General features: G+C 47.7%; 18 protein-coding genes and 2 riboswitches. Of the genes, 14 read left to right on the top strand and 4 right to left on the bottom strand.

Features of this window, described 5'->3' with window-relative positions; all coding sequences use genetic code 11:
* Positions 1-37 precede the first annotated feature (37 nt).
* From V1499_RS17740 to V1499_RS17725, 4 genes are all read right to left on the bottom strand, one after another.
* Positions 38-1,252, bottom strand: coding sequence for a M20 family metallopeptidase (locus tag V1499_RS17740; protein WP_409271241.1), 1,215 nt, complete (start codon positions 1,250-1,252; stop codon positions 38-40).
* An 86-nt stretch (positions 1,253-1,338) separates the two neighbouring features.
* Complete coding sequence (locus tag V1499_RS17735; RefSeq protein ID WP_409271239.1) at positions 1,339-2,172, bottom strand: MetQ/NlpA family ABC transporter substrate-binding protein; 834 nt, start codon at positions 2,170-2,172, stop codon at positions 1,339-1,341.
* A 17-nt stretch (positions 2,173-2,189) separates the two neighbouring features.
* Positions 2,190-2,840 (bottom strand): methionine ABC transporter permease, encoded by a 651-nt coding sequence (locus V1499_RS17730; protein ID WP_409271238.1) that lies wholly within the window; start codon positions 2,838-2,840, stop codon positions 2,190-2,192.
* Positions 2,830-3,864, bottom strand: a complete 1,035-nt coding sequence (locus tag V1499_RS17725; RefSeq protein WP_409271236.1) for a methionine ABC transporter ATP-binding protein — start codon at positions 3,862-3,864, stop codon at positions 2,830-2,832. The genes V1499_RS17730 and V1499_RS17725 overlap by 11 nt, the downstream gene beginning before the upstream one ends.
* Positions 3,865-4,030: 166 nt before the next feature.
* Positions 4,031-4,135: riboswitch (SAM riboswitch) on the bottom strand.
* 80 nt (positions 4,136-4,215) lie between these two features.
* Positions 4,216-4,313: riboswitch (SAM riboswitch) on the bottom strand.
* A 515-nt stretch (positions 4,314-4,828) separates the two neighbouring features.
* Between V1499_RS17725 and V1499_RS17720 the strand changes: the two genes are divergently transcribed.
* The 14 genes from V1499_RS17720 to galE all read left to right on the top strand — a co-directional run bounded on the left by V1499_RS17720 (position 4,829) and on the right by galE (position 22,011).
* Entirely contained in the window at positions 4,829-5,062 is a 234-nt protein-coding gene (locus tag V1499_RS17720) for a hypothetical protein (protein ID WP_409271234.1), read from the top strand.
* A 336-nt stretch (positions 5,063-5,398) separates the two neighbouring features.
* Positions 5,399-6,769, top strand: a complete 1,371-nt coding sequence (locus V1499_RS17715) for an NERD domain-containing protein kinase family protein (RefSeq protein WP_409271232.1) — start codon at positions 5,399-5,401, stop codon at positions 6,767-6,769.
* Positions 6,769-7,599 carry a serine/threonine protein kinase gene (locus V1499_RS17710; protein ID WP_409271231.1) on the top strand — a complete coding sequence of 277 codons (831 nt, stop codon included), beginning with the start codon at positions 6,769-6,771 and terminating at the stop codon, positions 7,597-7,599. Before V1499_RS17715 ends, V1499_RS17710 begins: the two co-directional genes overlap by 1 nt.
* Positions 7,596-10,418: a DEAD/DEAH box helicase gene (locus V1499_RS17705; protein ID WP_409271229.1), complete on the top strand. Its 2,823-nt coding sequence runs from the start codon at positions 7,596-7,598 to the stop codon at positions 10,416-10,418. The genes V1499_RS17710 and V1499_RS17705 overlap by 4 nt, the downstream gene beginning before the upstream one ends.
* The gene (locus tag V1499_RS17700; protein ID WP_409271227.1) at positions 10,400-11,629 is read left to right on the top strand and encodes a hypothetical protein; all 1,230 of its coding nucleotides are present in this window, start codon (positions 10,400-10,402) and stop codon (positions 11,627-11,629) included. Before V1499_RS17705 ends, V1499_RS17700 begins: the two co-directional genes overlap by 19 nt.
* Positions 11,630-12,035: 406 nt before the next feature.
* On the top strand, positions 12,036-13,085 hold the full coding sequence (locus V1499_RS17695; RefSeq protein ID WP_409271226.1) for a glycoside hydrolase family 43 protein: 1,050 nt from the start codon (positions 12,036-12,038) through the stop codon (positions 13,083-13,085).
* Positions 13,085-14,335, top strand: a complete 1,251-nt coding sequence (locus V1499_RS17690; protein WP_409271224.1) for an ABC transporter substrate-binding protein — start codon at positions 13,085-13,087, stop codon at positions 14,333-14,335. Before V1499_RS17695 ends, V1499_RS17690 begins: the two co-directional genes overlap by 1 nt.
* A gap of 172 nt (positions 14,336-14,507) precedes the next feature.
* On the top strand, positions 14,508-15,428 hold the full coding sequence (locus tag V1499_RS17685; protein ID WP_409271222.1) for a carbohydrate ABC transporter permease: 921 nt from the start codon (positions 14,508-14,510) through the stop codon (positions 15,426-15,428).
* 10 nt (positions 15,429-15,438) lie between these two features.
* On the top strand, positions 15,439-16,275 hold the full coding sequence (locus V1499_RS17680) for a carbohydrate ABC transporter permease (RefSeq protein WP_409271220.1): 837 nt from the start codon (positions 15,439-15,441) through the stop codon (positions 16,273-16,275).
* Between the two features lie 27 nt (positions 16,276-16,302).
* On the top strand, positions 16,303-16,728 hold the full coding sequence (locus V1499_RS17675; RefSeq protein WP_409271218.1) for a hypothetical protein: 426 nt from the start codon (positions 16,303-16,305) through the stop codon (positions 16,726-16,728).
* Between the two features lie 139 nt (positions 16,729-16,867).
* Positions 16,868-18,670 (top strand): glycoside hydrolase family 2 protein, encoded by a 1,803-nt coding sequence (locus V1499_RS17670; RefSeq protein WP_409271216.1) that lies wholly within the window; start codon positions 16,868-16,870, stop codon positions 18,668-18,670.
* A gap of 114 nt (positions 18,671-18,784) precedes the next feature.
* Positions 18,785-19,774 (top strand): LacI family DNA-binding transcriptional regulator, encoded by a 990-nt coding sequence (locus V1499_RS17665; RefSeq protein WP_409276330.1) that lies wholly within the window; start codon positions 18,785-18,787, stop codon positions 19,772-19,774.
* A gap of 60 nt (positions 19,775-19,834) precedes the next feature.
* Positions 19,835-21,022 carry a galactokinase gene (locus V1499_RS17660; RefSeq protein WP_409271214.1) on the top strand — a complete coding sequence of 396 codons (1,188 nt, stop codon included), beginning with the start codon at positions 19,835-19,837 and terminating at the stop codon, positions 21,020-21,022.
* A complete protein-coding gene (gene galE, locus V1499_RS17655) occupies positions 21,022-22,011 on the top strand; it encodes a UDP-glucose 4-epimerase GalE (protein WP_409271212.1) in 990 nt (329 codons plus the stop codon). Before V1499_RS17660 ends, galE begins: the two co-directional genes overlap by 1 nt.
* The last annotated feature ends 34 nt before the right edge of the window (positions 22,012-22,045 follow it).

The following is a 22,045-nucleotide window of genomic DNA, read 5'->3' as shown; positions in this document are numbered from 1 at the left end:
AAAGAGCAGGGGAGAGTTCCCCTGCTTTTTAAATATTCTATCTCGCTTCAGCCGCTTTCCTCTGAACAAACTCTTCCTTAATTGCAGCAAGCACTTCCGCGTCGGTGACAAGCCTCAATGCGGTTAGGGCAAGCCCCTTGGCCCCCGTGATCAACGCTTCATCGCCTTTTGGCGAAGCGGCTGCCTCGCGGAATGGGACAGTGTGGGCAACGAGGTCATCCGGACCAATTTTAATATATGGATGGATTGTCGGTACCACTTGGCTGATATTGCCGGCGTCGGTTGATCCGAGTCCAGGACGGTCGCCCTCAGCGACTGTTTCCCCAAGCTCCTCGATGACTTCTTTGAAAACTGCGTCGTATGTCTTATTTAATAGAAGATTATCGACTTCGTTTTGGAAGGCGATGATATTCAGCCTTGCCCCAGTTGCAAGCGCGGCGCCCTCCGCGACAGCTTTTACCCGGCGGGTGACTTCATTCAGGCCGCTCCTTGTCGCGGCGCGGATAAAGAAGCGCGCTTTCGCGTATTCGGGAATGATGTTTGGCGCCTCGCCGCCGTGGGTGATAATGCCGTGGATGCGGACATCATCGGTGAGCTGCTGGCGAAGGGCATTGATTCCATTGAACAGCTGGATGACAGCATCAAGCGCGTTGATTCCTTCATGCGGTGCCGCTGCGGCATGGGCGGGTTTTCCAAAAAACTCGAAATCCAGCGGGTCGACAGCCAGAGAAGAAGAGGTGAGCCTCGTTTCTCCTGATGGATGGATCATTAGCGCCGCATCGATGCCTTCGACATGGCCGTACTTAACAAAGCTGCCTTTCGCGCTACCGTTCGGGCCGCCTTCTTCGGCGGGAGTACCGAACACAACCGCCTCCCCGCCCGTTTCTTCGATCACCTTGCTCAGGGCGATAGCCGCCGCGACACTTGTAGTTCCAATGATGTTGTGGCCGCAAGCGTGGCCAAGCCCGGGCAAAGCGTCGTATTCGGCCAGGAACGCAATCGACGGCCCTGGCTTTAACGACTTTTTGCGGGCGACAAAGGAGGTTTCGTGGCCAGCGACCGCTTTTTCCACTTCAAAGCCCTCGTCCTCCAGAAGCTTGATATGCTGGGCGGAGGCGAAAAACTCCTCGTTGCCGATCTCCGGGCGTGCATGTATTGCCTGGCTAGTCGCTATGTATAGTTCGCGCTTTTCCTCGATGTTTTCAATAATTGCATTTTTCAATTCGGTAAGGGATTGTGCCGGTGCTGCCATTTTGCCTTCCTCCTTTGTTTTTTAAAATATGGGGGAGGGGAAGGGCGAGCCTTTCCCTCTGTCCGCGTTTTAGCGAAATCCGTCACTTACCACCCAATGTTGCTAAGCGGGACGAAGGTTGGGATGGAGTTGCCTTTAAACTCTTTTTCTATGAATTCTTTCGTGTCGTCCTGCTGGTAAAGCTCTGCAAGACGCTTCAAAGTTTTGTTGTCTTTGTCTTCTGCACGGACTGCGATGATGTTGATATATGGTGTGGCTGTTTCGCTTTCGAGGAAGATTGCATCTTCCCTTGGTGTCAGGCCTGCGTCAACGGCTACCCCGTTATTGATGATGGAAGCGGCCACATCCGGCATAACCCTAGGAGTCTGCCCGGCAACCATCGGAACAAGTTCAAGTTTCTTTGGATTTTCAACAATTTTATCAAGGGAGCCAATACCGTCAAAACCTTCTTCAAGCTTGATCAATCCCGCTTCCTGTAGAAGGAGAAGGCCCCGTCCCATGTTCGTTGCTTCGTTGGCAAGCGCAATTTTGCCGCCTTTTGGAATATCATTTACATCTTTGTACTTTTTCGAATAAATCCCCATCGGAGCGATTTGTGTTGTCGCGATTGGCACAAGGTCAAGCTTATGTTCCTTGATGAACGCATCGAAATACGAAACGGTCTGGAACGAGTTCGCATCCAACTCACCTTCAGCAAGCGCCAGGTTCGGCTGGACATAATCCGAGAACGTGACGATTTCAACCTCGATGCCTTCCTTCTTCGCCTTTTCCGCCACGAAATCCCATACACGGTGATCCGTGCCGCTTACTCCAAGTTTCACTTTTACCGTTTTATCTCCCTTTGCGGATGAAGAATCTGAACATGCCGCAGTGAACACTGCTAGTACAAGTACAAGGATTGCTAATACGAATTTTTTCATTGGTGAATTCCTCCTGATTATCGTCTTCTGATTTTCTTTGCTGCTAAATTTCCTGCTGACTGTAGGCCTTGGACCATAACAATCAAAATTCCTACTGTAATCAGCATTGTTTTCGTATCAAACCGCTGGTAGCCATATGTAATGGCCAGGTCGCCAAGGCCTCCGCCGCCAATCGCGCCCGCCATTGCCGAGGCTCCGATCAGACCGATTGTCGCAATCGTGAAGGCAAGGATAAGGGAGCTTAATGCTTCCGGCAAAATAAACCTGAACACGATTTGCCATGGCGTAGCACCCATTGCCTGCGCCGCTTCAATGACGCCTGGGTCGACTTCAAGAAGCGAATTTTCTACCAGCCTTGCAATATATGGACCGGCGTAGAAAACGAGCGGTACAATCGCTGCAGCCGTTCCGATTGACGTACCGACAATGAATCTTGTAATTGGAATGATAGCAACTAGCAAAATGATGAATGGAATCGAACGCAAAACGTTGATCGTGCCATTTAGAACATTAAAGACGGGTCCATTCTCAAGCAAATGCCCTTTTCTTGTTACAACGAGCGCGATTCCAAGCGGGATGCCAAGTAAGGCCGAGAATACAAGCGAAAATCCCACCATCTGCAACGTTTCGATGAGTGCCTCTATGATTTGGTCCGAATTAACTAGCATGTGCTTTCACTTCCTTTATGTTGACATTCTGCTGATGAATATAGTTGAGGGCGCGGATGATTTCCTTCTCGCTTCCCTGGAACTCGACAATCAGGTTGCCGAACGGCGTCCCCTGCAGCTCTGTAATATTCCCAAACAGCACATTCACATCAAGGTCGAACTTTTTCGAAAGCTGGGACAGGAGCGGCTGGCCAGCCGACTCGCCGACAAAGTTTATTCGGTACACTTTTTGCAGCCCGGCGTTTTGCTCAATCAGCTTCTTGACTGAATCCGGAATGCGATCATTCATGACCGAGCTCACAAAATTCCTTGCTGTCTCCGTCTTTGGCGCCGAGAACACATCAAATACGGAACCCTGTTCGATGATTTTTCCTGCCTCGATAACCGCCACACGGTCGCAAATTTCCCTGATGACCGACATCTCGTGCGTGATAATCAGGATCGTGATGTTATACTCTTTGTTTATTTTTTTCAAAAGCTGAAGGATCGAGCTCGTCGTCTGCGGATCAAGTGCTGAAGTCGCCTCGTCGCAAAGCAGGATCGACGGCTGCGTCGCCAAAGCGCGCGCAATCCCAATCCGCTGCTTCTGCCCGCCGGAAAGCTGGTCCGGATAACTGTCCGCCTTATCCGCAAGCCCAACAAACTCAAGCAGCTCATAAACCCGTTCCCTAATCTTATTACTCGGCGTATTCGCGAGTACAAGCGGCATCGCCACATTCGCAAACACCGTCTTCGAATTAAGGAGATTGAAATGCTGGAAGACCATCCCGATATTCCGTTTGACCTCCCGCACTTCTTTTGCCGAAAGCGAAGTAAGGTCGTTCCCATCAACAATCACCTTCCCCGAAGTCGGCCGCTCAAGCAAATTCACACAGCGGATCAGCGAACTCTTACCCGCACCGCTGAAGCCAATCACCCCGAAAATCTCCCCCGTATTCACCTTCAAATCAATTCCGTCAAGCGCGGCAACCTGATTCCCGCCGCCCTCGCCGTAAACCTTCCGTACCTGCTGAAACTCAATCATCTGCCTGCCTCCTTGTCCTTTATTTTTGGGGAAAAAATGCTTTGCGCCCACGCACCAAGCGGACTTCCCACCCAGTCTTCCCACGCACCCCGTTTTCCGAAAATGAAAAAGCCCTCTTCCATGGAAATAGAAGAGGGCACACTTGCGCATAGGCAAACAAGGTCTCTTCTTATCTCCCAAGCTCCCGCTTGCTGGAATTGGCACAGAGCTCCAAACGGAGTCCGCTGCCGAGGCGTCGTAGGGCCAGTCCCTCAACCTCTCTCGATAAGAATGATCGTATAGGGTGATGTATTTAGGAAAATAAAAAGCCCCCTTCAAACAGAAGAGGACAGAATTAATCAAGTTCGCCTCTTCTCATCTATCAAGCATCGCTTGCTGGAATTGGCATAGACAAAAAGTCCGCTGCCGAGGTGTCATAGGGCCAGTCCCTCAACCTCTCTTGATAAGAAGGTAACATATTCGCTTTTCGAAATTTCCTGTGTCCTACTCTAACCCTTAAAAACAAAAAAGTCAAACACTTTTTAAAAAAATTCATTTTTCTGCAATACCTTTTCAAAGACATAGTCCAATACCGGAAAAACTTTTTACTCGTTTTAAAAGGGGCCCCGGGGTTGTTTTTAGCGTTTCGCGGGTGTAGGCTTTACTTTGACAGCAAAGCAGAAAAAAGTAACGTCTCATGTTCTTAAATAAGTTAGGCATTACCCTCCTGGTATTCTTCCGGACTAAACGTAGACTTAGAGCCCGAACAGCAGTGGTCAGCCGGTCCTTCGGGCATTAAAAGAGGATTTAACGCCCGACCGCCAATGTTTAGCCGCTCCTTCGGGCACTAATAGAGCCCGAACGCTAGTGGTCAGGTGGCGATTTTGCTTTTTGCACTTTTTTCTATTTAGACGTTTTTAAGTAAAAACCACTTCTTTTTAGAAAATCAAAATAACTTACTATTGGACAAGGATGATAAAGAAAAATGGATAACATCGATAAAAGAAATCGTTTAGATGACGAACCGTTTAATTTCCGAGTGACAAAAGATAATACAGTCTTTTTGGATTATTACGGCAGTCAGGTAAAAGTCTTGAAAGGAACAGAAGCAGAGAAATTTCTAAAGAAAATCAACGCAGCTGAAAATACAACGCAAGAACAATTAATAATGGCGAAAATAACCGGAAACTTCAAAAGGGGTAATGAACGAAAAATCTAAAGGAGCCCCTAATAAATTGGTTTGATTTAAGGTACAAAAACCTTCCGAAAACTAATGTTAATCCAAAAGTAGATTCGACAAAGTTGTAATTAAAGTGGATATATTTTAGCTGAATATTGCGATGCTCTAATGAGAGTATCGCTTTTTTTTCGCCACAATATAATTGGGAACGGTTGGGTTTATTCCCCCCTCAAGCCAATTCCCCTTATTAAAAAGCCTTCTGATTTTTAAGAAAATAAAGGAAATTTGCTAGTTATTGTCGAAATAGGAAATACTAGTTAGTGAGAATGAGAGTGGAATCAAAGAAATACTAGTTCGTTGATTGGGGGGATGAGAGTGGAATCCAAAGTTGTATTTGCCGGAGTTCCAAAAGAGAATGAGAAACGGGCCATCCAGGAGTTAAAGAAAAAGCTGCCGCGGGAAAACCATATTATCATTGTCGGCGCCCTTGTGCCAAAGGATGGATACATAAAGGACCAGGAAATGGATGTCATCATGATTTGTCCGAAAGGGATTTTTAACATAGAAATGAAATCGTATCGGGGAACGATTGTTACCCCGATCAGCAATATGAGCACAAAGCTTGTGACAAGGACCATTACAGGTGAACAGAAGACGATCGATAATCCGATCATCCAGGCCGCATCGCAGTCGCGAACCCTCCATTCGTATGTCAATCGGAAGGCGCAAAGGCGCTTGGGAAAACGGGTGTCGGTCCGTCCCGTTATATTATTTACAAGCCCAAGAAACGAACTGGCATACGAAATAGACCAGGGCGGGACGAATGAAGTGATCCACCATATGGATACAATTTCAAAAGTGTGGATGGAAGGCCAGGTGGAATTGACCCCGAATGAGATCACGATCGTGTATGAGTCGTTTGGCATCCGCGAGGTGAAGTTTACCGGGCAATCGATCAATATTGATGTCGGCGGCTATGTGACGAAGCGGCTGCTGTTTGAACAATCCAATTACCATGTGTATGAAGCCGTTGACGAATTTGACCAAAAGTATTTCCTTAAGGTCCATGAAATCAATCCAGCGCTCCTGAAGGAAGACCAGGAGCTGTTTTTAACGATTACAAAACGGGATACGAAGGTCCGGGCAAAGCTAAAGGACAACCCTTATGTCCTTTACTATCATGCAAGTCCATTCACGTATGGCGATTACATCTGCTCAACAACCCAGTGGGTCGGCCATACCTCATTTTTTTCTCTGATAAAAAAAGCACGGCCGCTCGATGAGAAAATGGCACTGCTGAAGGAATTATTCAAAGCGCTCCGTTCCATCCACAGCCAAGGGGTTTTCCACCGTGATTTAACACCAAGGAACATCCTCTATACGGATGACCAAAAACTGAAAATCATCAATTTCGATTACTCACGCATTTTGGGCGAGCCAACCGTCGGTGCGGGAATTCCCTTTGATGAAAAAAATGCATACGCAGCACCGGAAACGAATGTTGAGGAGCGCAAGGCGGATATCGATTTCCATACCGACTATTATTCGTTTGGCATCATCGCCTATGAATTCCTGGCAGGCAAGTATCCGTATAAATCCGACATAGATTTGAAGCATGATACGCTCGACAAGATCGTTCCAGGTGTCTCCGATGAATTTGCCTTTGGAGTGGAAAGCCTCATCAGCATCAGCCAAAAAGACCGGGATTTTGGATGGGAATATTTAGAGGAGCTTTGGGGGCTATAATGTTCAATCCAAACTTCTATGACAGCTATGACATTTTTGATCCGATTCCCGGCACCGAAAAAGAAACCGAGTTTTACGAGTCGTCCCTGTCATTCGGAGTTCACCGCCAAACAGGAGATGAAGTCGTCATCAAACAGATTTTCCTGATCGACCCAGCCGATATGAAAAACAGCAAGAAAAAGATTGCCATTGAAAATATGTTCCAGGAAGAAATCCGGATTATGCGGAATCTCCTCCAGCTCGATTGCACGGCAAAAATCAGGGAATTTTTCATAGACGATTTCGAAGTCGTTTTCGCAATGGAAAAAGCAGGCGGCTCTCCTGTAAGCGAGCTCATCTTTTCGGATCAGGCCTCCCTAGGACAACGAATCAAAATTGCCGCGAACATCGCCAAGGCGTACAGTGCTATCCACCGGCTCGGGATTACCCATCGGGATTTGTCGGACAATAATATTTTTGTGGATGAAGCCGGGAACGTCAAAATCATCGACTTTGGCCTTTCCTTTCAGCGCGTTGGCGTCCTGATCAAGGCGGGAACGGATGTCTTTCCACCTCCGGAAGCTGCAACACTTCACCACAGGCCGACCCCAGCCTATGATATTTTTTCGTTCGGCGTCCTGCTTTACTTAATGGTTTACCGGAAGCGCCCGTTTGAAAAAGGGGAAATTTTACAAAAAGGGGCAGTCGCCCTTAACTTTCCTGAAACACCAGCCATCCCGGTTGGCCTGAAGGAACTCATGGCCCATTGCATGCAATTTTTGCCGGAAAAACGGCCGAAATCCATGATGGAGGTCGGACGAAGGCTTGAAAGAGTGGTGATTGACATATGAGCGGCATCATTGGCGATGCATTGTCAGGCAGGACGATACGGGCATCGGGGGTGCTTAATTTCCAGGTTTCCGCGAGTGAAGCGGGGAATGTGGCACTGATTCTGGCGCAAATAAAAGAAAGCGAATGGCTGTGGGCAGAATTCCGCGGCGAGGAGAACGTTCAACTCCATACAAAGGATTACAAGCTGTTATGCAAAAAGTACGACAGCCCCGCCCATGGAAATGCCGCATTCAGGGTCAATGGCGTGAAAAAACGGAATGCTGCCGACCGCACCCGAATGGTCCGTTACGGGCTCCGGCTTATCTTGCATGAACAACCGTTTGTGTTTTCCGGGGAAAATTTCAACATGCAAAAGAACCGGATTGCCGCTTTTGTGTTTGCCGACCTTTATAAACTATCGCTGAAACTCGGCAAGCTACAACAGGAATTGCGCGAGGACAGCTTCGAACAAAGGCGGCGGAAACAGGCTGAACAGGAATGGGCCTCCCAGCTGATTCAGATGATTAATAAACAGGAAGATACCGATTTCGCGGAAACGAAAAAGAAGTATTTCTATTATAGCCGGTTCACGGAAGCCGTTTCTTCCCAGGTAAAAGGCGTATCTTATTCCTTTAAGGTAGCCATTGATGAAAAATATGCTTACAATGACCTGGCCATTTCCCCCGACCCGTTCCCATTAACGTATGAAGGGCTTATTGTCGGAAAAGTGACCCGCTCGGATGAGCATGAAACAATTCTCTCCTTTGCCCACAGCGTCGATTATGGGAAAATTCCGAAACAGGGCTATTTGATGGTTGTGCCAAACAATACAACGTACCGCGTTCAGAAAAGGACCGTACAGGAGCTCATAGATGGGCAGAGTGTAAATGAAAAACTATTAAACTATCTCGTCCATAAAGAATTTGAAGGCTACCATGCGACAGGCACTGGGCAACCGAAAGGCGGCGCATTATTGCCGAAACAAGAGGAGGCGGTTGAAAAGGCAGTCGCGACAAATGATTTTCTCCTCGTCCAGGGGCCCCCGGGAACAGGAAAGACGACCATCATTGTTGAGATGGTCCGCCGTCTGATTGGGAAAGGGGAGCGGGTGCTCATCAGCTCGAAAAACAACCTCGCCGTTGACAATGTCCTCGAACAATTAATTGATGATGGCATCGACTGTGTCAGGATTGGCCGCGAGGAAAAGGTGAAGGTAGCCAAGGTACAGGAGGTCCTCCTCGACCGCGTTGCCGTCAAGCTTCAGGAAAACATGATCATACGCTGCGCGGAGGACCAGATACACCTTCATTCGGAACGCACTCGCGCGGAGAAGTTTAACCTACTCCTTGGGGAAGTGTCAGAAGATGTGAGCCGCTTTCAGGTCATTCACCGACAAGCGGCCGGATTCCGGCAAAGCCTAGGGAAGCTGGAAAAAAAGGCGAAATGGAAGCTGTTCCATTTATTCGGACCATTAGCCGCACTCAGGAAAACGAATAAGCTCTTGCCTTTTTTAAAATTAAACTTAGAAGGCATCGAATCAAAAGCCGAAACGAAATTAAAAGCCGCCCTTCAGGTAAATAATGTTTATCAAGAGCTTCTTGGTCGGCTTGCCGGGGAGGAAAGCCAGGAAAATACACATCTATTGATGCTAAGGGCGAAATTGGAAGGTTACCTTGAACCGGAAAAAGTCCTTGAGCTGGCGGAAGAAGAAAACTGGCGCCGCCTTCAGCTAAAAGCCGCCAACACTTTGTCCTCGTTCCAAAAGCAAACATCGATATCCGCCGACTGGATAGATGAACTGCAGGAGAGGCAGCAATCGCTTTATCCATTGCTCCTAAGGACAGTGCCGGTCCTCGGGGCTACATGCATCGGAATCGATACGTCCCCGGAATTCAGGGATACCGAATTTGATACGGTCATTATTGATGAATCAGGCCAGATTACGATTTTTGATGTACTCGTGCCTATGGCGAGGGCGAAAAAGGTCATACTGATTGGCGACCATATGCAGCTGCCGCCGGTCTCCGACTCAAATCTCGCGAAGGAATTCAGGGAAATGGAACTGCCTAGCGAATGGATTGAAAAAAGTCTGTTTGAAGAGCTTTATTACAATGCCCCCGATTCACATAAGGTTATGCTCGATACACAATTCAGGATGCATCCGATTGTGGCGTCGTTCATTTCAGGTGAATTTTACAACGGGGAATACAAATCGGGGGTTAGCCCGGAGCAACGGACGATTGGGTGGAATCTGTACACATCCCCGCTTGTATTCATCGATACGGCCCGCTGCGATGAGCGATTCCAGCAATGCATCCCGGACGAGGACCATCTCGTTTATTTCAATCAGCTTGAGGCATACCTGGCCGCGCAGGAATTGATAAAAATCTTGAAATATGGCCGAAAGCCGGAAGAAATCGGCATTGTGACACCTTATAAAAAGCAGAAGATAATCATCGAGGGCCATTTGCCTTCCATGCTAAAGGAGGCGGGATTTTCCCCTGAGGATACAAGGAAAATTGTATCCGGTGTTGAAATTGATACGGTCGACAGCTTCCAGGGACGAGGAAAGGAAATCATCCTTTTCAGTTTTACGAGGAGCAGCCCTGATTTTGAAATCGGCTTTCTCAGGGAACTCCGGCGCCTGAATGTGACGATGACCCGTTGCAAATCGCTGCTCGTCTTGATAGGGGACATGGAAACACTCGCGAACGCGAAAGACAAACGGTCAGCCGTTTTATTTAAAAATCTCAGGAACTATATCCGCAGGCACGGACAATATGTAGATGCCAAGCTCCTTTTGAAAGAAGGTGAAGCCCCGTGGCGACAGCTCGTATAAAATCCCTGCTCGGCATGATGCGGAACAGGGAAAATCAAAGGCCGCTCGGCAGGCTGATCCAGCTTGATTATCCCATCTATAACCTCCCTGTCATTTTGAAAGAACGGATGAGTGAGCCTTATGAGAGCCTCGAATGGTTCATCACCCGCTTTCTCCATGAGGGGAATGTGGCGACACAGGATGAACTGTCTGTTAGGCTTGGCCTTCCAGGAGGGTCACGGATTCTTTCGGAAACGCTCACCCATCTTGAATCAATTGGCCATATCAAGGGAGTGGATGGCCATTACAAGGTGTTGAAGAATGGAGAGGAGTCGTATGAAAAGCGGGAAAAGATTTATGATGCCGAGTCCCGAAGGCTTCTTTATTTTGATGCACTTGCTCTAAAGCCGCTCCCGCGCGAATTTTACGAAGACCCGGCAAATGTTATTTTACCAGCCGACAACAGAGACATGCTGAATAGGAGTTTCGTGTTCGATTTATGGAGCCCTCTTGCCGACAACACGGTCCAACAATTGCTGCGTTATGACGGGAGCCAGCGGTTTTCGTTCAATTTGCCGCAGGAAATGATTGAAATTGAGATTAACAGAGAATCACTTCAAACTGATGGACTTGGCTTAAAAGGTGAAATTCTTTTCATACCATTGTTCGTTTGTTTCTACGGAGAAGAGGAGGACTTTTTAACGTTCACGAGGACAAACAACTGGGCTGGGGTCGATATCGAAGTGTATATTGGAACAACCGGAAAACGTTCCCCGTTTTTTGAGCATTTAATCGTAGGGAATCTAGTCAGGGTTTGGGCCATGATCCAGTCCGAACAGCAGCTTTACAAGGGGGGGCAATTGCCCTTCTCTGTAATGGGCCTTCCTCTTGGGGATTTCCTGGACATGGGCAGGGTCGAAAACGGCCGAACCGGAAATATGAACTATGCCATAAGGCCGGAAGACATCGAAAAGTGGAGCGGATTGCCGGAATTTCAAACTAGAATCCTCCGGCATCTCGCTTACTTAAGGGATCTGCCAGTGCAGGCAAATGAGCAGCTCGGCCCAATATTGTCGTTCCGTCTCACGGACAAAAATACGTATAACGAGCTTCTAAACCTGCTCAAAAAACAAAACAAGGCCTATTACACCAAAAACGAATATAGTAACACCTATATCGAAAACCAAAACAACCACCTTCAAAAAGTTTTTTCCTTTACATGGGAAAGATAGAGAAGCTGTGATTTTTGCCCTCTTGTGGAATATATTTAGTCCTGGCAAGGGGGCTTTTCTTTACATTTTTCTATCCCGGTAAAACTTTAGTAAAAAAGTATTCGAAAATTCCTTCCTTGGGCCTTTTTGTTTCATTCCTTTTCAAATTCGGGCTTCACAATCGCGGAAGCACTTTCAGTCCTTAATCGCTCCTTTCCTCAATAACCCTTCTTGTAATTCCCATCTTTGGAATTTGACATCCAATTTAAATAAAGGTAGATTAAAAGTGTAGTAAACTTTTATTAAATTTTTTACAAAAGATTTTTTTTAACACCCTGTGAAAGCGCATACATTTTTGTTTTTCAAAACTCAAACTAATCTAAAGGAGGAGATCCTGAAAACAAAAACGACAACAGGGGCTGAAAAAATGCAAAAACGAAAGACATTAAAATGGTTTATTTTATTTACGGGGTTGATTTTAGTGCTGGGGTTGATAGGGCTTTGGCGCACGTTCGAGAAAGAGGAGGTCCTCGCCTACAAGAATCCGGTGGGAGGCATAACGAATATTGGCGATCCTTTCGTTATGAAGGACGGGGATATGTATTATATGTATGCGACATCAGCCGCATCAATCGGCTTCAGGGTTTGGAAGTCTGATAATCTTGTAGACTGGGATGAAATCGGCATGGCATACGATATCACGGAACAGGAGAACCAGTGGGCGACAGGCGATTTCTGGGCACCGGAGGTCATCAAGCATGACGGCCAATACTACATGACATACAGCGCGCGGAATAAAGACGGCCATCTACAGATTTCTGTCGCTTCAAGCAAGGATCCGCTCGGGCCGTTCAAGGACATAAGCACCGAGATCGTGAAACAGGAAGGTTCGTATATTGACGGGCATATCTTTTTTGATGATGATGGCACTCCTTATTTTTACTATGTAAAAGATTGTTCTGAAAATATCATTGATGGTTATCATGTCAGCCAGATTTATGTCCAGAAAATGACGAGGGACCTGACTGCTTTAACCGGGGAACCAACATTCCTTATCGGCCCGGACCAGGAATGGGAAGGCCTTAACGATGAGTATCAATGGAATGAAGGCCCGTTCGTGTTGAAAAACAAAGGCCAGTATTATTTGATGTATTCTTCGAATTACTATGCTAGCCCTGATTATAGTGTAGGCTACGCAGTTTCGGATAGTCCGATGGGGCCTTTTAAAAAAGCTCCGGAAAACCCGATATTGAAAAAAGATCTTGAACATGGGATTTCCGGTCCGGGCCACAACAGCGTGACGGTCGGTCTGGATGGCAAGACACTATACGCCGTCTACCATACCCACACCGATCCGGATTCGCCAAGCGGTGACAGGCAAATGAACATGGACCGTCTCTACTTTGAGGATGGGAAGCTGAAAATCGACGGCCCGACCTATACAGAGCAAAAAATTAAGCTAGGGGGAAGAAAATAATGAAAAAGTCAAAACTTGCTATGATTTTGATGCTTATCGCGGCATTGGTGCTAAGCGCCTGCAGCGGGAATAGTGAAAAGTCTTCCGGGGACAGCAAAAAGGAGAAGAAGGAAATCCTTCTCTGGAGCGGGACGACTGGTCCGGACGGGGATTTGATCAAGAAGGATATCGACCGCTACAATGCCACAAATCCTGACTACAAAGTGAAAATTGTTGCAATGGAGGGCGGGGTATTGGGCAACAAGCTTGCCAGTGTAACACGTTCCGGCAAAGGCGTTCCTGATATCGCATTGATTGCATCTGAAGCCGTCTCTACCTACCACTCCCAGGGAATGCTTGAGCCTTGGGATGAGTTTATCGACGGCACAGAAGTAAAAGCTGAAAACTACCTTGAAGAAGCATGGAATGTTGGTACGGTTGATGGCAGCCAATTCGGTGTCCCTGCGACAATGGGGAGCTGGTTGATGTACTACAACAAGGACCTTGTTGATAAATATGTACCTGGCGCGGCCGATGACAACATCATTACGTATGAAGAAGTTGAAAAAGCGGGCGAAGCAGCAAAGGCGGATGGCATCTACGCATATGGTTTTACATGGCCAATGCAGAACTTCAATAACCTTTACCTGCAAATGGGCGGAAAATTTTCCGATGGTGAAAAGCCAACAATCGATAACGAAATCGCTGTGAAAACAGTCGAGCAGTTCAAGAAGATGCATGACCTCGGTTACATGAATAAAAAGGGCGAGGACATGAACAAGCTGTTCAACAATGGGAAGGTAATCTTCCTGCCAGAAGGAACATGGATGCTTTCACAAATGAATAAAATTACCGATTTTGAATGGGCTCAGACATTCACTCCGCAGTGGGATACAGCGCGTGTTATCCAGGGAAGCGGCGCCGACCAGTTTGCGATGTTCAAAAGCAAGGAACGTTCTGATGAAAAAATCAAAAGCATTGTAAAATTCCTGGAATGGCTCCAGGGCAACCAGACTGAATGGATTAAGTCAGGCGCGAATCCAACATCCTTGGGAATGCTTGATAACGAAGAATATACGAACATGCCACAATCGTTCCTGCTGAAAACTGATGAAGCGCGCAAGGCGGTTACAATCATTACCGATCCTGGCAGCTCCTATGTCTTTGGTGAAATTGATGCATCCCTCTGGGACATGATCCAGGGCAAGGCCGATATTAAGGAACAGCTGAAGAAAATCCAGCAGACCGTCAACGATAAGATGGGCCAGTAAAAGCAAGTGGTTGTAAAAAGGAGGAGGGATCCATTCCTCCTCCTTTTTCTATCTACGAAAATACATTTGGTGAAATGCTGCTTACAATAGCGGCAGCGCCAAACGCGAAACCTTCAACAAAATCCTTTCGAAAGGCAATCCGACAACCCCTTTCAAAAAACGAGGTGAAAGAATGGCAGCGATAGCTGAAAAGCCGATAAACGATCATAAGGGCATGAACAAGCGGAGGAAGCCCAATCTTTGGCCTGTTTTCTTTGTAGGGCCCCACCTCCTGTTGTTTATACTGTTTTTTCTTTTCCCTTCGGTATTCGGCATTTATATAGCGTTTACGAAGTGGGATCTTTTTCAGTCCCCCGAATTTGTAGGGTTCGCAAACTTCCAGACCATCCTCTTTAACGAGGAATCCAGCTTCCATAGACAGTTTTACAACGGGATGAAAAACACGTTTATTTTCGTCCTTATTTCGGTGCCGTTTTGTATAATTGTCCCGCTGCTGATGGCTACGGCCCTTTCGGCGAAACCGGCGATGAACAGGCTGTTCCAGTCATTGTTTTACTTGCCTTCTCTTTTTGCCATTTCAGCGGTCATGATTGTCTGGAATTTCCTATTAAGCGTCACGTACGGGCCGCTCAAGAATTACCTCAACATTTCGACGAATATGCTCGACAACCAGCCACACGCCTGGATTTCCCTGGTCATTGTCACGGTTTGGTGGACAATTGGCGGGAATATGGTCATCTATTTGGCAGCGCTGAACGGTGTTCCAAAAGATTTACTGGAAGCGGCGGAACTTGATGGTGCGGGTCTCATCAGCAAATTTTTCAGGGTGACGCTGCCGAGTATCAAATATCAGATTCTATTCACAACCGTCATGACGACAATCGCCCAGTTCAATGTGTACGGACAGCCGCTCATGCTGACGGGGGGCGGGCCAAATGATTCGACGTGGGTACTCCTCATGTACATCCAGCGAAATGCTTTCGGATCCGGTATTTCGGTAGCTGGAATATCCGCGGCGATGGCCATCATGCTTGGCCTATGTATTATGGTTGTGTCAGCCATTCAATTTTACCTGTTAAGGGACCGAGATTAGGGGTGATACGATGAAACATTACAGGGCATCGAAACTAGCAGCGTTTCTATTTTTATTGATCATGGCAATAGTTTGGGCCTTCCCAATCCTCTGGGGCGTCTTTACTTCCTTTAAATCGGAAGAGGAAATCACGGCCGCGGGAGTCAGTTTTCTGCCAATCCACTGGTCGATGAGCAACTATGTCGAGTTGTTGTTTGATAACGATTCGACGCCGATTGTTAAATGGTTTACGAATTCGCTCATCATCGCAACTTCGCATACAGTGCTTGTGCTTGTGGTCGTGTCGCTCGCAGCCTATGGCTACACGCGCCTGCATTTTAAGGGACGCGATTTCCTGTTCGGCGTCCTGCTCGCATCCATGATGTTTCCGAGCGTCGTGAACCTTATTCCGCTTTACGGCATTATGGAACAGCTTGGTTGGGTAAACAATCTGCTCGCCGTCATCGTTCCGGGAGCAGCGGGGGTGTTCAATGTGTTCCTCGTCCGCCAGTTCGTCCTTGGCATCCCGAAAACATTCGATGAATCGGCCCGTATTGACGGCGCCAATGAATTCCAGATATTCTGGCACATCATATTGCCGCTGATCCGCCCTGTCCTGACGGTTGTCGCACTGTTCAGCTTCACTGGTGCATGGAATGATTTTCTCTGGCCGTCCATTATCCTTCATGATGTGGAAAAGCTTCCAATCACGCCGGGCCTGCAGCTGCTCCAGGGACAATATTTAACGTATCCAGGAATCGGCACGGCCGGCGCCCTGATTGCGCTAGTGCCAACATTCCTGCTTTATTTATTCGCCCAGCGCTATTTCATGCAGTCAATGGCACTTTCTACAGGCGTAAAAGGATAATTTCCCCAAGGTAAGGAGTGAATGAGAATGAGCCGTTCCTTTGAGCGGAAACTCATCTATGCGGCTAGCGCGTGGCAAATTACGACAGGGTTTATTACCATGTTCGTTTATTCAATGTATATCAAAAAACAGGGAGCGGGATTGCCTGGCCTCGAAGCTGTCGAACGGAATGGAACAGAGTCCTTGTTTGATAGTTTATATGGATTTGCAGTGACGTACGGACTGTTTTTTATGGTAATTGGGAGCCTGAACATCCTTTTCACAAAAAAGCTAATGAAGGATGGAACACTCCAGTACAAGCTTCCTGCCTTTTGGATTACGCTTGCTGCAGCCTTTTACCTTTTATCCGATCTAATCAGCCTTGCGCTTTGCCTCGCCGCCGCAGTCATTGCCCTTGCGAAAAACAAGCCGATCAGGAAAGGTGGCCAGGCTCCCGCTGAGCAAACTCATTAGTTGGGCAGTCCGATTCCGATTTATTTTTAAAAGAATACCTGAATAGCATTAACATGAAAAATCTTTGATTCAATCTATTTAGCCGATTTTACAATTGTTAGCCGGTATACAATCACAGCTTTTGCAAGGAGAGATCAAGATGAATTACAGACCTGAATATCCAAGGCCGCAGTTTGTGCGGAAAGAATGGTTGAATTTGAATGGCGAATGGGATTTCGCCTTTGACGATGAGAATGTTGGCGTCAGGGAAAAATGGTTCAACAATGGGGATGCCTTCAACAGGAAGATTAACGTTCCGTTCGCCTACCAGTCGAAGCTGAGCGGCATCCATGACTCAACATTTCATGACCATGTCTGGTACCGGCGCGAATGCAGTGTGCCGGCGGATTGGAAGGGGAAAAGGATTCTTCTCCATTTCGGAGCGGTTGACTACCGGGCATGGATTTATGTCAACGGCCAGTTTGCCCGCTTCCACGAGGGCGGCCATACCCCGTTTTCACTGGATATTACCGATCTATTGTCCTGGGGCGCGGAATCAATCGTTGTCAGGGTGGAAGACCCGTCAACAGATGAAACGATTCCACGTGGAAAGCAATTTTGGGTCGAGAAATCGGATGCGATCTGGTATACAAGAACGACCGGCATCTGGCAGACAGTCTGGCTTGAACCGGTTGGGAAAGCGAGCTTGTCCAAGCTTCGCGTAACCCCTGACATCGACCACGGTGATGTGATCGCTGAATTTGAGGTTGATGGCGATTTTACACAAAAATGCGTCGAAATTGATATAAGCTTCAAGGGCGAAAGGGTTGCGAGAGATACGATTGACATCACTGAACCATACACGAAGCGGGCCATCAACCTGTATAACCGAAAAATCTTCCGCACGTCCTTCCACCACATCGGCTGGAATTGGTCGCCTGAAAGCCCGAACCTTTTTGATGTAAAACTTACTCTAAAGGATTCAGGTGGCGGTACGATTTATGACGAAGTCGAGTCGTATTTCGGAATGAGGAAAATCCATACCGAAAATAGGATGGTTTATTTGAACAATAAACCGTATTACCAGAAGCTCGTCCTTGACCAGGGCTATTGGCCGGGTGGCCTGCTTACCGCACCGAGCGATGAAGAGTTTAAAAAGGATATTGAACTGGCGAAGGAAATGGGCTTCAACGGCTGCCGGAAGCATCAAAAGGTGGAGGATCCGCGTTTCCTGTACTGGGCTGACCGGCTCGGTTTCCTCGTATGGGGTGAATGCGCCGCGTTCCCGTCCTATAGCGAAGATGCGGCGGCAAGGCTGACAAAGGAGTGGATTGAAATCATTGAGCGGGATTACAACCATCCGTCAATTGTCGCCTGGGTACCGGTCAATGAAAGCTGGGGAGTTCCGTTTATAAAAAATAATAAACAGCAGCAGCACCATTCGCTTGCGATGTACCACCTGATTCATTCCGTCGACCCTACCCGCCTAGTAATATCAAATGACGGCTGGGAGCTTACAAAAACGGATATTTGCGCGATCCACAACTACAACCATGGAAACAACGAAGAGACGTCCAAGTACGAAGAATTCAAGGAGTCCCTGTCGACGAAGGAAAACTTGCTGAATTCCAAGCCAGCGCTAAGGGGTATCTATGCAGACGGGTTCGAGTACCACGGGGAACCGATACTTTTAACTGAATTCGGCGGCATCGCCTACAAAGCGGGGGAGGATAGCGGTTGGGGATACACCTCTGTAAAAGACGAATTTGAATTTGTAGAGGATTACCGCCGCGTTATGGAGGCAGTTTTTGCCTCGAAGGCGCTCCATGGCTTTTGCTATACACAGTTAACGGACGTTGAACAGGAAATCAACGGGCTGCTGACGTATGACAGGAAACCGAAGTGCGAGCTTTCAAAAATTAAGGAAATCAACACAATGTGGCATCCTACAATCATCAAGTAAAATTATTAGTAAAATAAATTGATTATTTTACTAAACAAGATAAAATAGAAGTAATCGGAAGTGCGAAAACGTCCGTCCCCGGCATAGTGTGGACGGGGAAAGGAGGGATGCACCCTGGCAACGATTAAGGACATCGCCGAACTGGCAGGGGTTTCAATCGCAACGGTATCACGGGTTTTGAATTATGACCCGGCGCTTTCGGTCACAGATGAGACGAGAAGGCGGATAATGGAAGCGGCGGAAGAGCTGTCCTATAAAAAACGGCCCGCCAAAAAAACAGCCGCGAAAAAAATCGCGATTATCCACTGGTATACCGAAAAGGAAGAGCTGGAAGACCTTTACTATCTGTCCATCAGGCATGGCATTGAACGGAGATGCCAACAGCAAGACATTCAATTTGCTCATTATTTTTACGATGAACTGAAGGAAGTTAAGCACGACCAACTGCAGGGAATCATCGCAATTGGCAAATTCAGCCCAGGGCAGGTTGCCGAAATCGCCGGGGTCACCCGGAATATCGTCTTTGCCGATTGCAACCCGGATGATGAAGTGTACGACTCGGTCATTATTGATTTTGATAAGGCATCGAAAAAAATCATCGATTACCTGAATGAAAAGGGCCATGATTCGATCGGCTATATTGGCGGGCGCGAGACTTACAAAGGAAGCTCCGTAGAGATTGCCGATCAAAGGGAAATGAGTTTCCGTTCCTATATGGCCGAAAAAGGGCTGTTACAGGACGAAATGATTTACATTGGCTCGTTTTCGGTCGCAAGTGGGTACAGCCTTATGAAACAGGCGATTAGCGAGCTCGGCGAAAGGCTGCCGACGGCTTTTTTTGCGGGGAACGATTCAATCGCGATTGGCTGCCTCCGCGCGCTCCATGAAGAAAACATCCCTGTTCCCGAGCGTGTGAACATCATTGGACTTAATGATATAAGCGTATCAAAATATGTATTCCCGGCATTGTCAACCTTGAAAGTCCATACAGAGCTGATGGGGGAAACGGCCCTTGAACTGCTGGTAGAACGGATTGATGGGCGTAGGGTCGCCAAGAAGATTTTCATCGGTACGGAATTGGTGATCCGGAACAGCAGTTTCTAAGGGAGTGCCGCCAACATCGAGACGCCTTTCGCAAATCCTATTAGTAAGGGGAAGAAGATTATGGATCTACAACAATTAACGAAAGAATTCCGAGAACTTTTTTCTTACGGGGACACGGAAGGAGTCCGTTGTTTTTTCTCGCCGGGCAGGATCAATTTAATTGGCGAGCATACCGATTATAACGGCGGCCGTGTCTTTCCATGCGCAATCACGTATGGGACGTATGGCGTTGCCAAAAGGCGCGCCGACCGCCGTATCCGCCTTTTTTCTAAAAACTTCCCGGAAGCAGGAATGATTGAATTCAGCCTCGATGAACTAAATTATGCTCCGGCCCAAACGTGGGGGAACTTTCCTAAAGGAATGATCCGCTACATAATCGAAGCGGGTTGGGGCATCCCGGCCGGAATGGATATCCTGATTGAAGGGAACATCCCGAACGGAGCCGGGCTATCTTCTTCGGCATCCCTTGAAATGCTGATCGGCGTCGTCGCCAACGAACTGTTTGGCCTTGAAATACCAAGAATTTCGCTTGTGAAGCTTGGTAAACAGGTTGAAAATGAATTCATCGGCGTTAACAGCGGAATTATGGACCAGTTCGCTGTCGGGATGGGAAAAAAAGATTGCGGCATCCTCCTCGATTGTGAGACGCTTGAGTATGAGTACGCGCCGCTTAACTTGAACGGCTGTAAAATTATCATTATGAATACGAACAAACGGCGCGAGCTTGCCGATTCAAAGTACAATGAAAGGCGAAGCCAATGCGAAAGCGCCCTTGCCTTTTTGCAAAAGGTTCTTAATATACGGTCGCTGGGCGCGCTGACCGGGCAGCAATTCGATGCGCATATGCATCTTATACCGGATGAAATTTTACAAAAAAGAGCCAGGCACGCGGTATATGAAAACGAACGCACAATCAAGGCCCTTGCCGAGTTGAAGAAAGGAAACCTGGAGGGCTTCGGAAAATTGATGAATGCCTCACACCAATCCTTGAAGGAAGATTACGAGGTTACTGGAATCGAGCTTGATACACTCGTTGAAGCTGCCTGGGACCAAAATGGCACTTTTGGCGCAAGGATGACAGGCGCTGGATTCGGGGGCTGCGCGATAGCGCTTGTCGAAGCTTGCGAGGTTGATTCGTTCATCGAAACGGTCGGCAAAGCCTACAGGAGCAAAATCGGTTATGATGCTAGCTTTTATGTCGCCCATATTGGCGATGGCACGAAGGAACTTACAGCGGAGGTGAAATGATGGGCATCTTGGTGCTTGGCGGCGCGGGCTATATTGGCTCCCATGCCGTCTATCAGCTGATTGACCAGGGATATGACGCGATTGTGGTCGACAATCTCCAGACTGGCCATGCGGAGGCCGTCCATCCAAAGGTGAAGTTTTACGAAGGAGACATCCGTAACAAGGAATTTTTACGCGGAGTCTTTGAAAAAGAGGAGATAGAAGGGGTCCTGCATTTCGCCGCGAACTCTCTAGTCGGCGAATCAATGGAAAAACCGCTTGAGTATTTTAATAACAATGTATACGGAACCCAGGTCTTGCTTGAAACGATGGTCGAATTCGGTGTAAAAAACATCGTCTTCTCCTCGACCGCTGCGACGTACGGGGAGCAAACGGTCATGCCCATTACGGAAGACATGCCTGCGAGCCCGACAAACGCATATGGCGAAACGAAGCTGGCGATGGAAAAAATGATGAAATGGTGCGAGATAGCCTACGGGATGAGCTATGTGTCGCTCCGTTATTTTAATGTGGCCGGGGCAAGGCAAACTGGCGAAATTGGCGAGGACCACCAGCCGGAAACTCATCTGATTCCGCTCATCCTCCAGGTTCCGCTTGGCCAACGGGAGGCTATCTCCATTTTTGGCGACGATTATGATACAGAGGATGGAACATGCATCCGCGATTATATTCACGTCGAAGACTTGATCGACGCCCACATTCTTGCACTCAGTTATTTGCAAAATGGCGGCGGCAGTGAAATCATCAATCTCGGCAGCGGCCAGGGATTCTCGGTTAAAGAAATGATTGAAGCTGCCCGGAACGTCACCGGACATGAAATTCCGGCAAAAGTAGTTCCCCGAAGAAGCGGTGACCCGAGCAGGCTGATCGCCTCTTCCGAAAAAGCAAAACAGGTGCTGGGCTGGAAACCGGAACGGACTTCAGTTGAACAAATCCTTGAGGATGCCTGGCAATGGCACCGGAATCACCCTGAAGGCTATAAAGGATAAGGGAGCTCGGAACAGTTAGTGAAAAACCATAACA

Source organism: Neobacillus oceani (genome assembly GCF_046237595.1).
Taxonomy (GTDB): domain Bacteria; phylum Bacillota; class Bacilli; order Bacillales; family Cytobacillaceae; genus Bacillus_D; species Bacillus_D oceani.
Note: the sequence above shows the minus strand (reverse complement) of the source record. Positions and strands in the feature narration are given on the sequence as shown.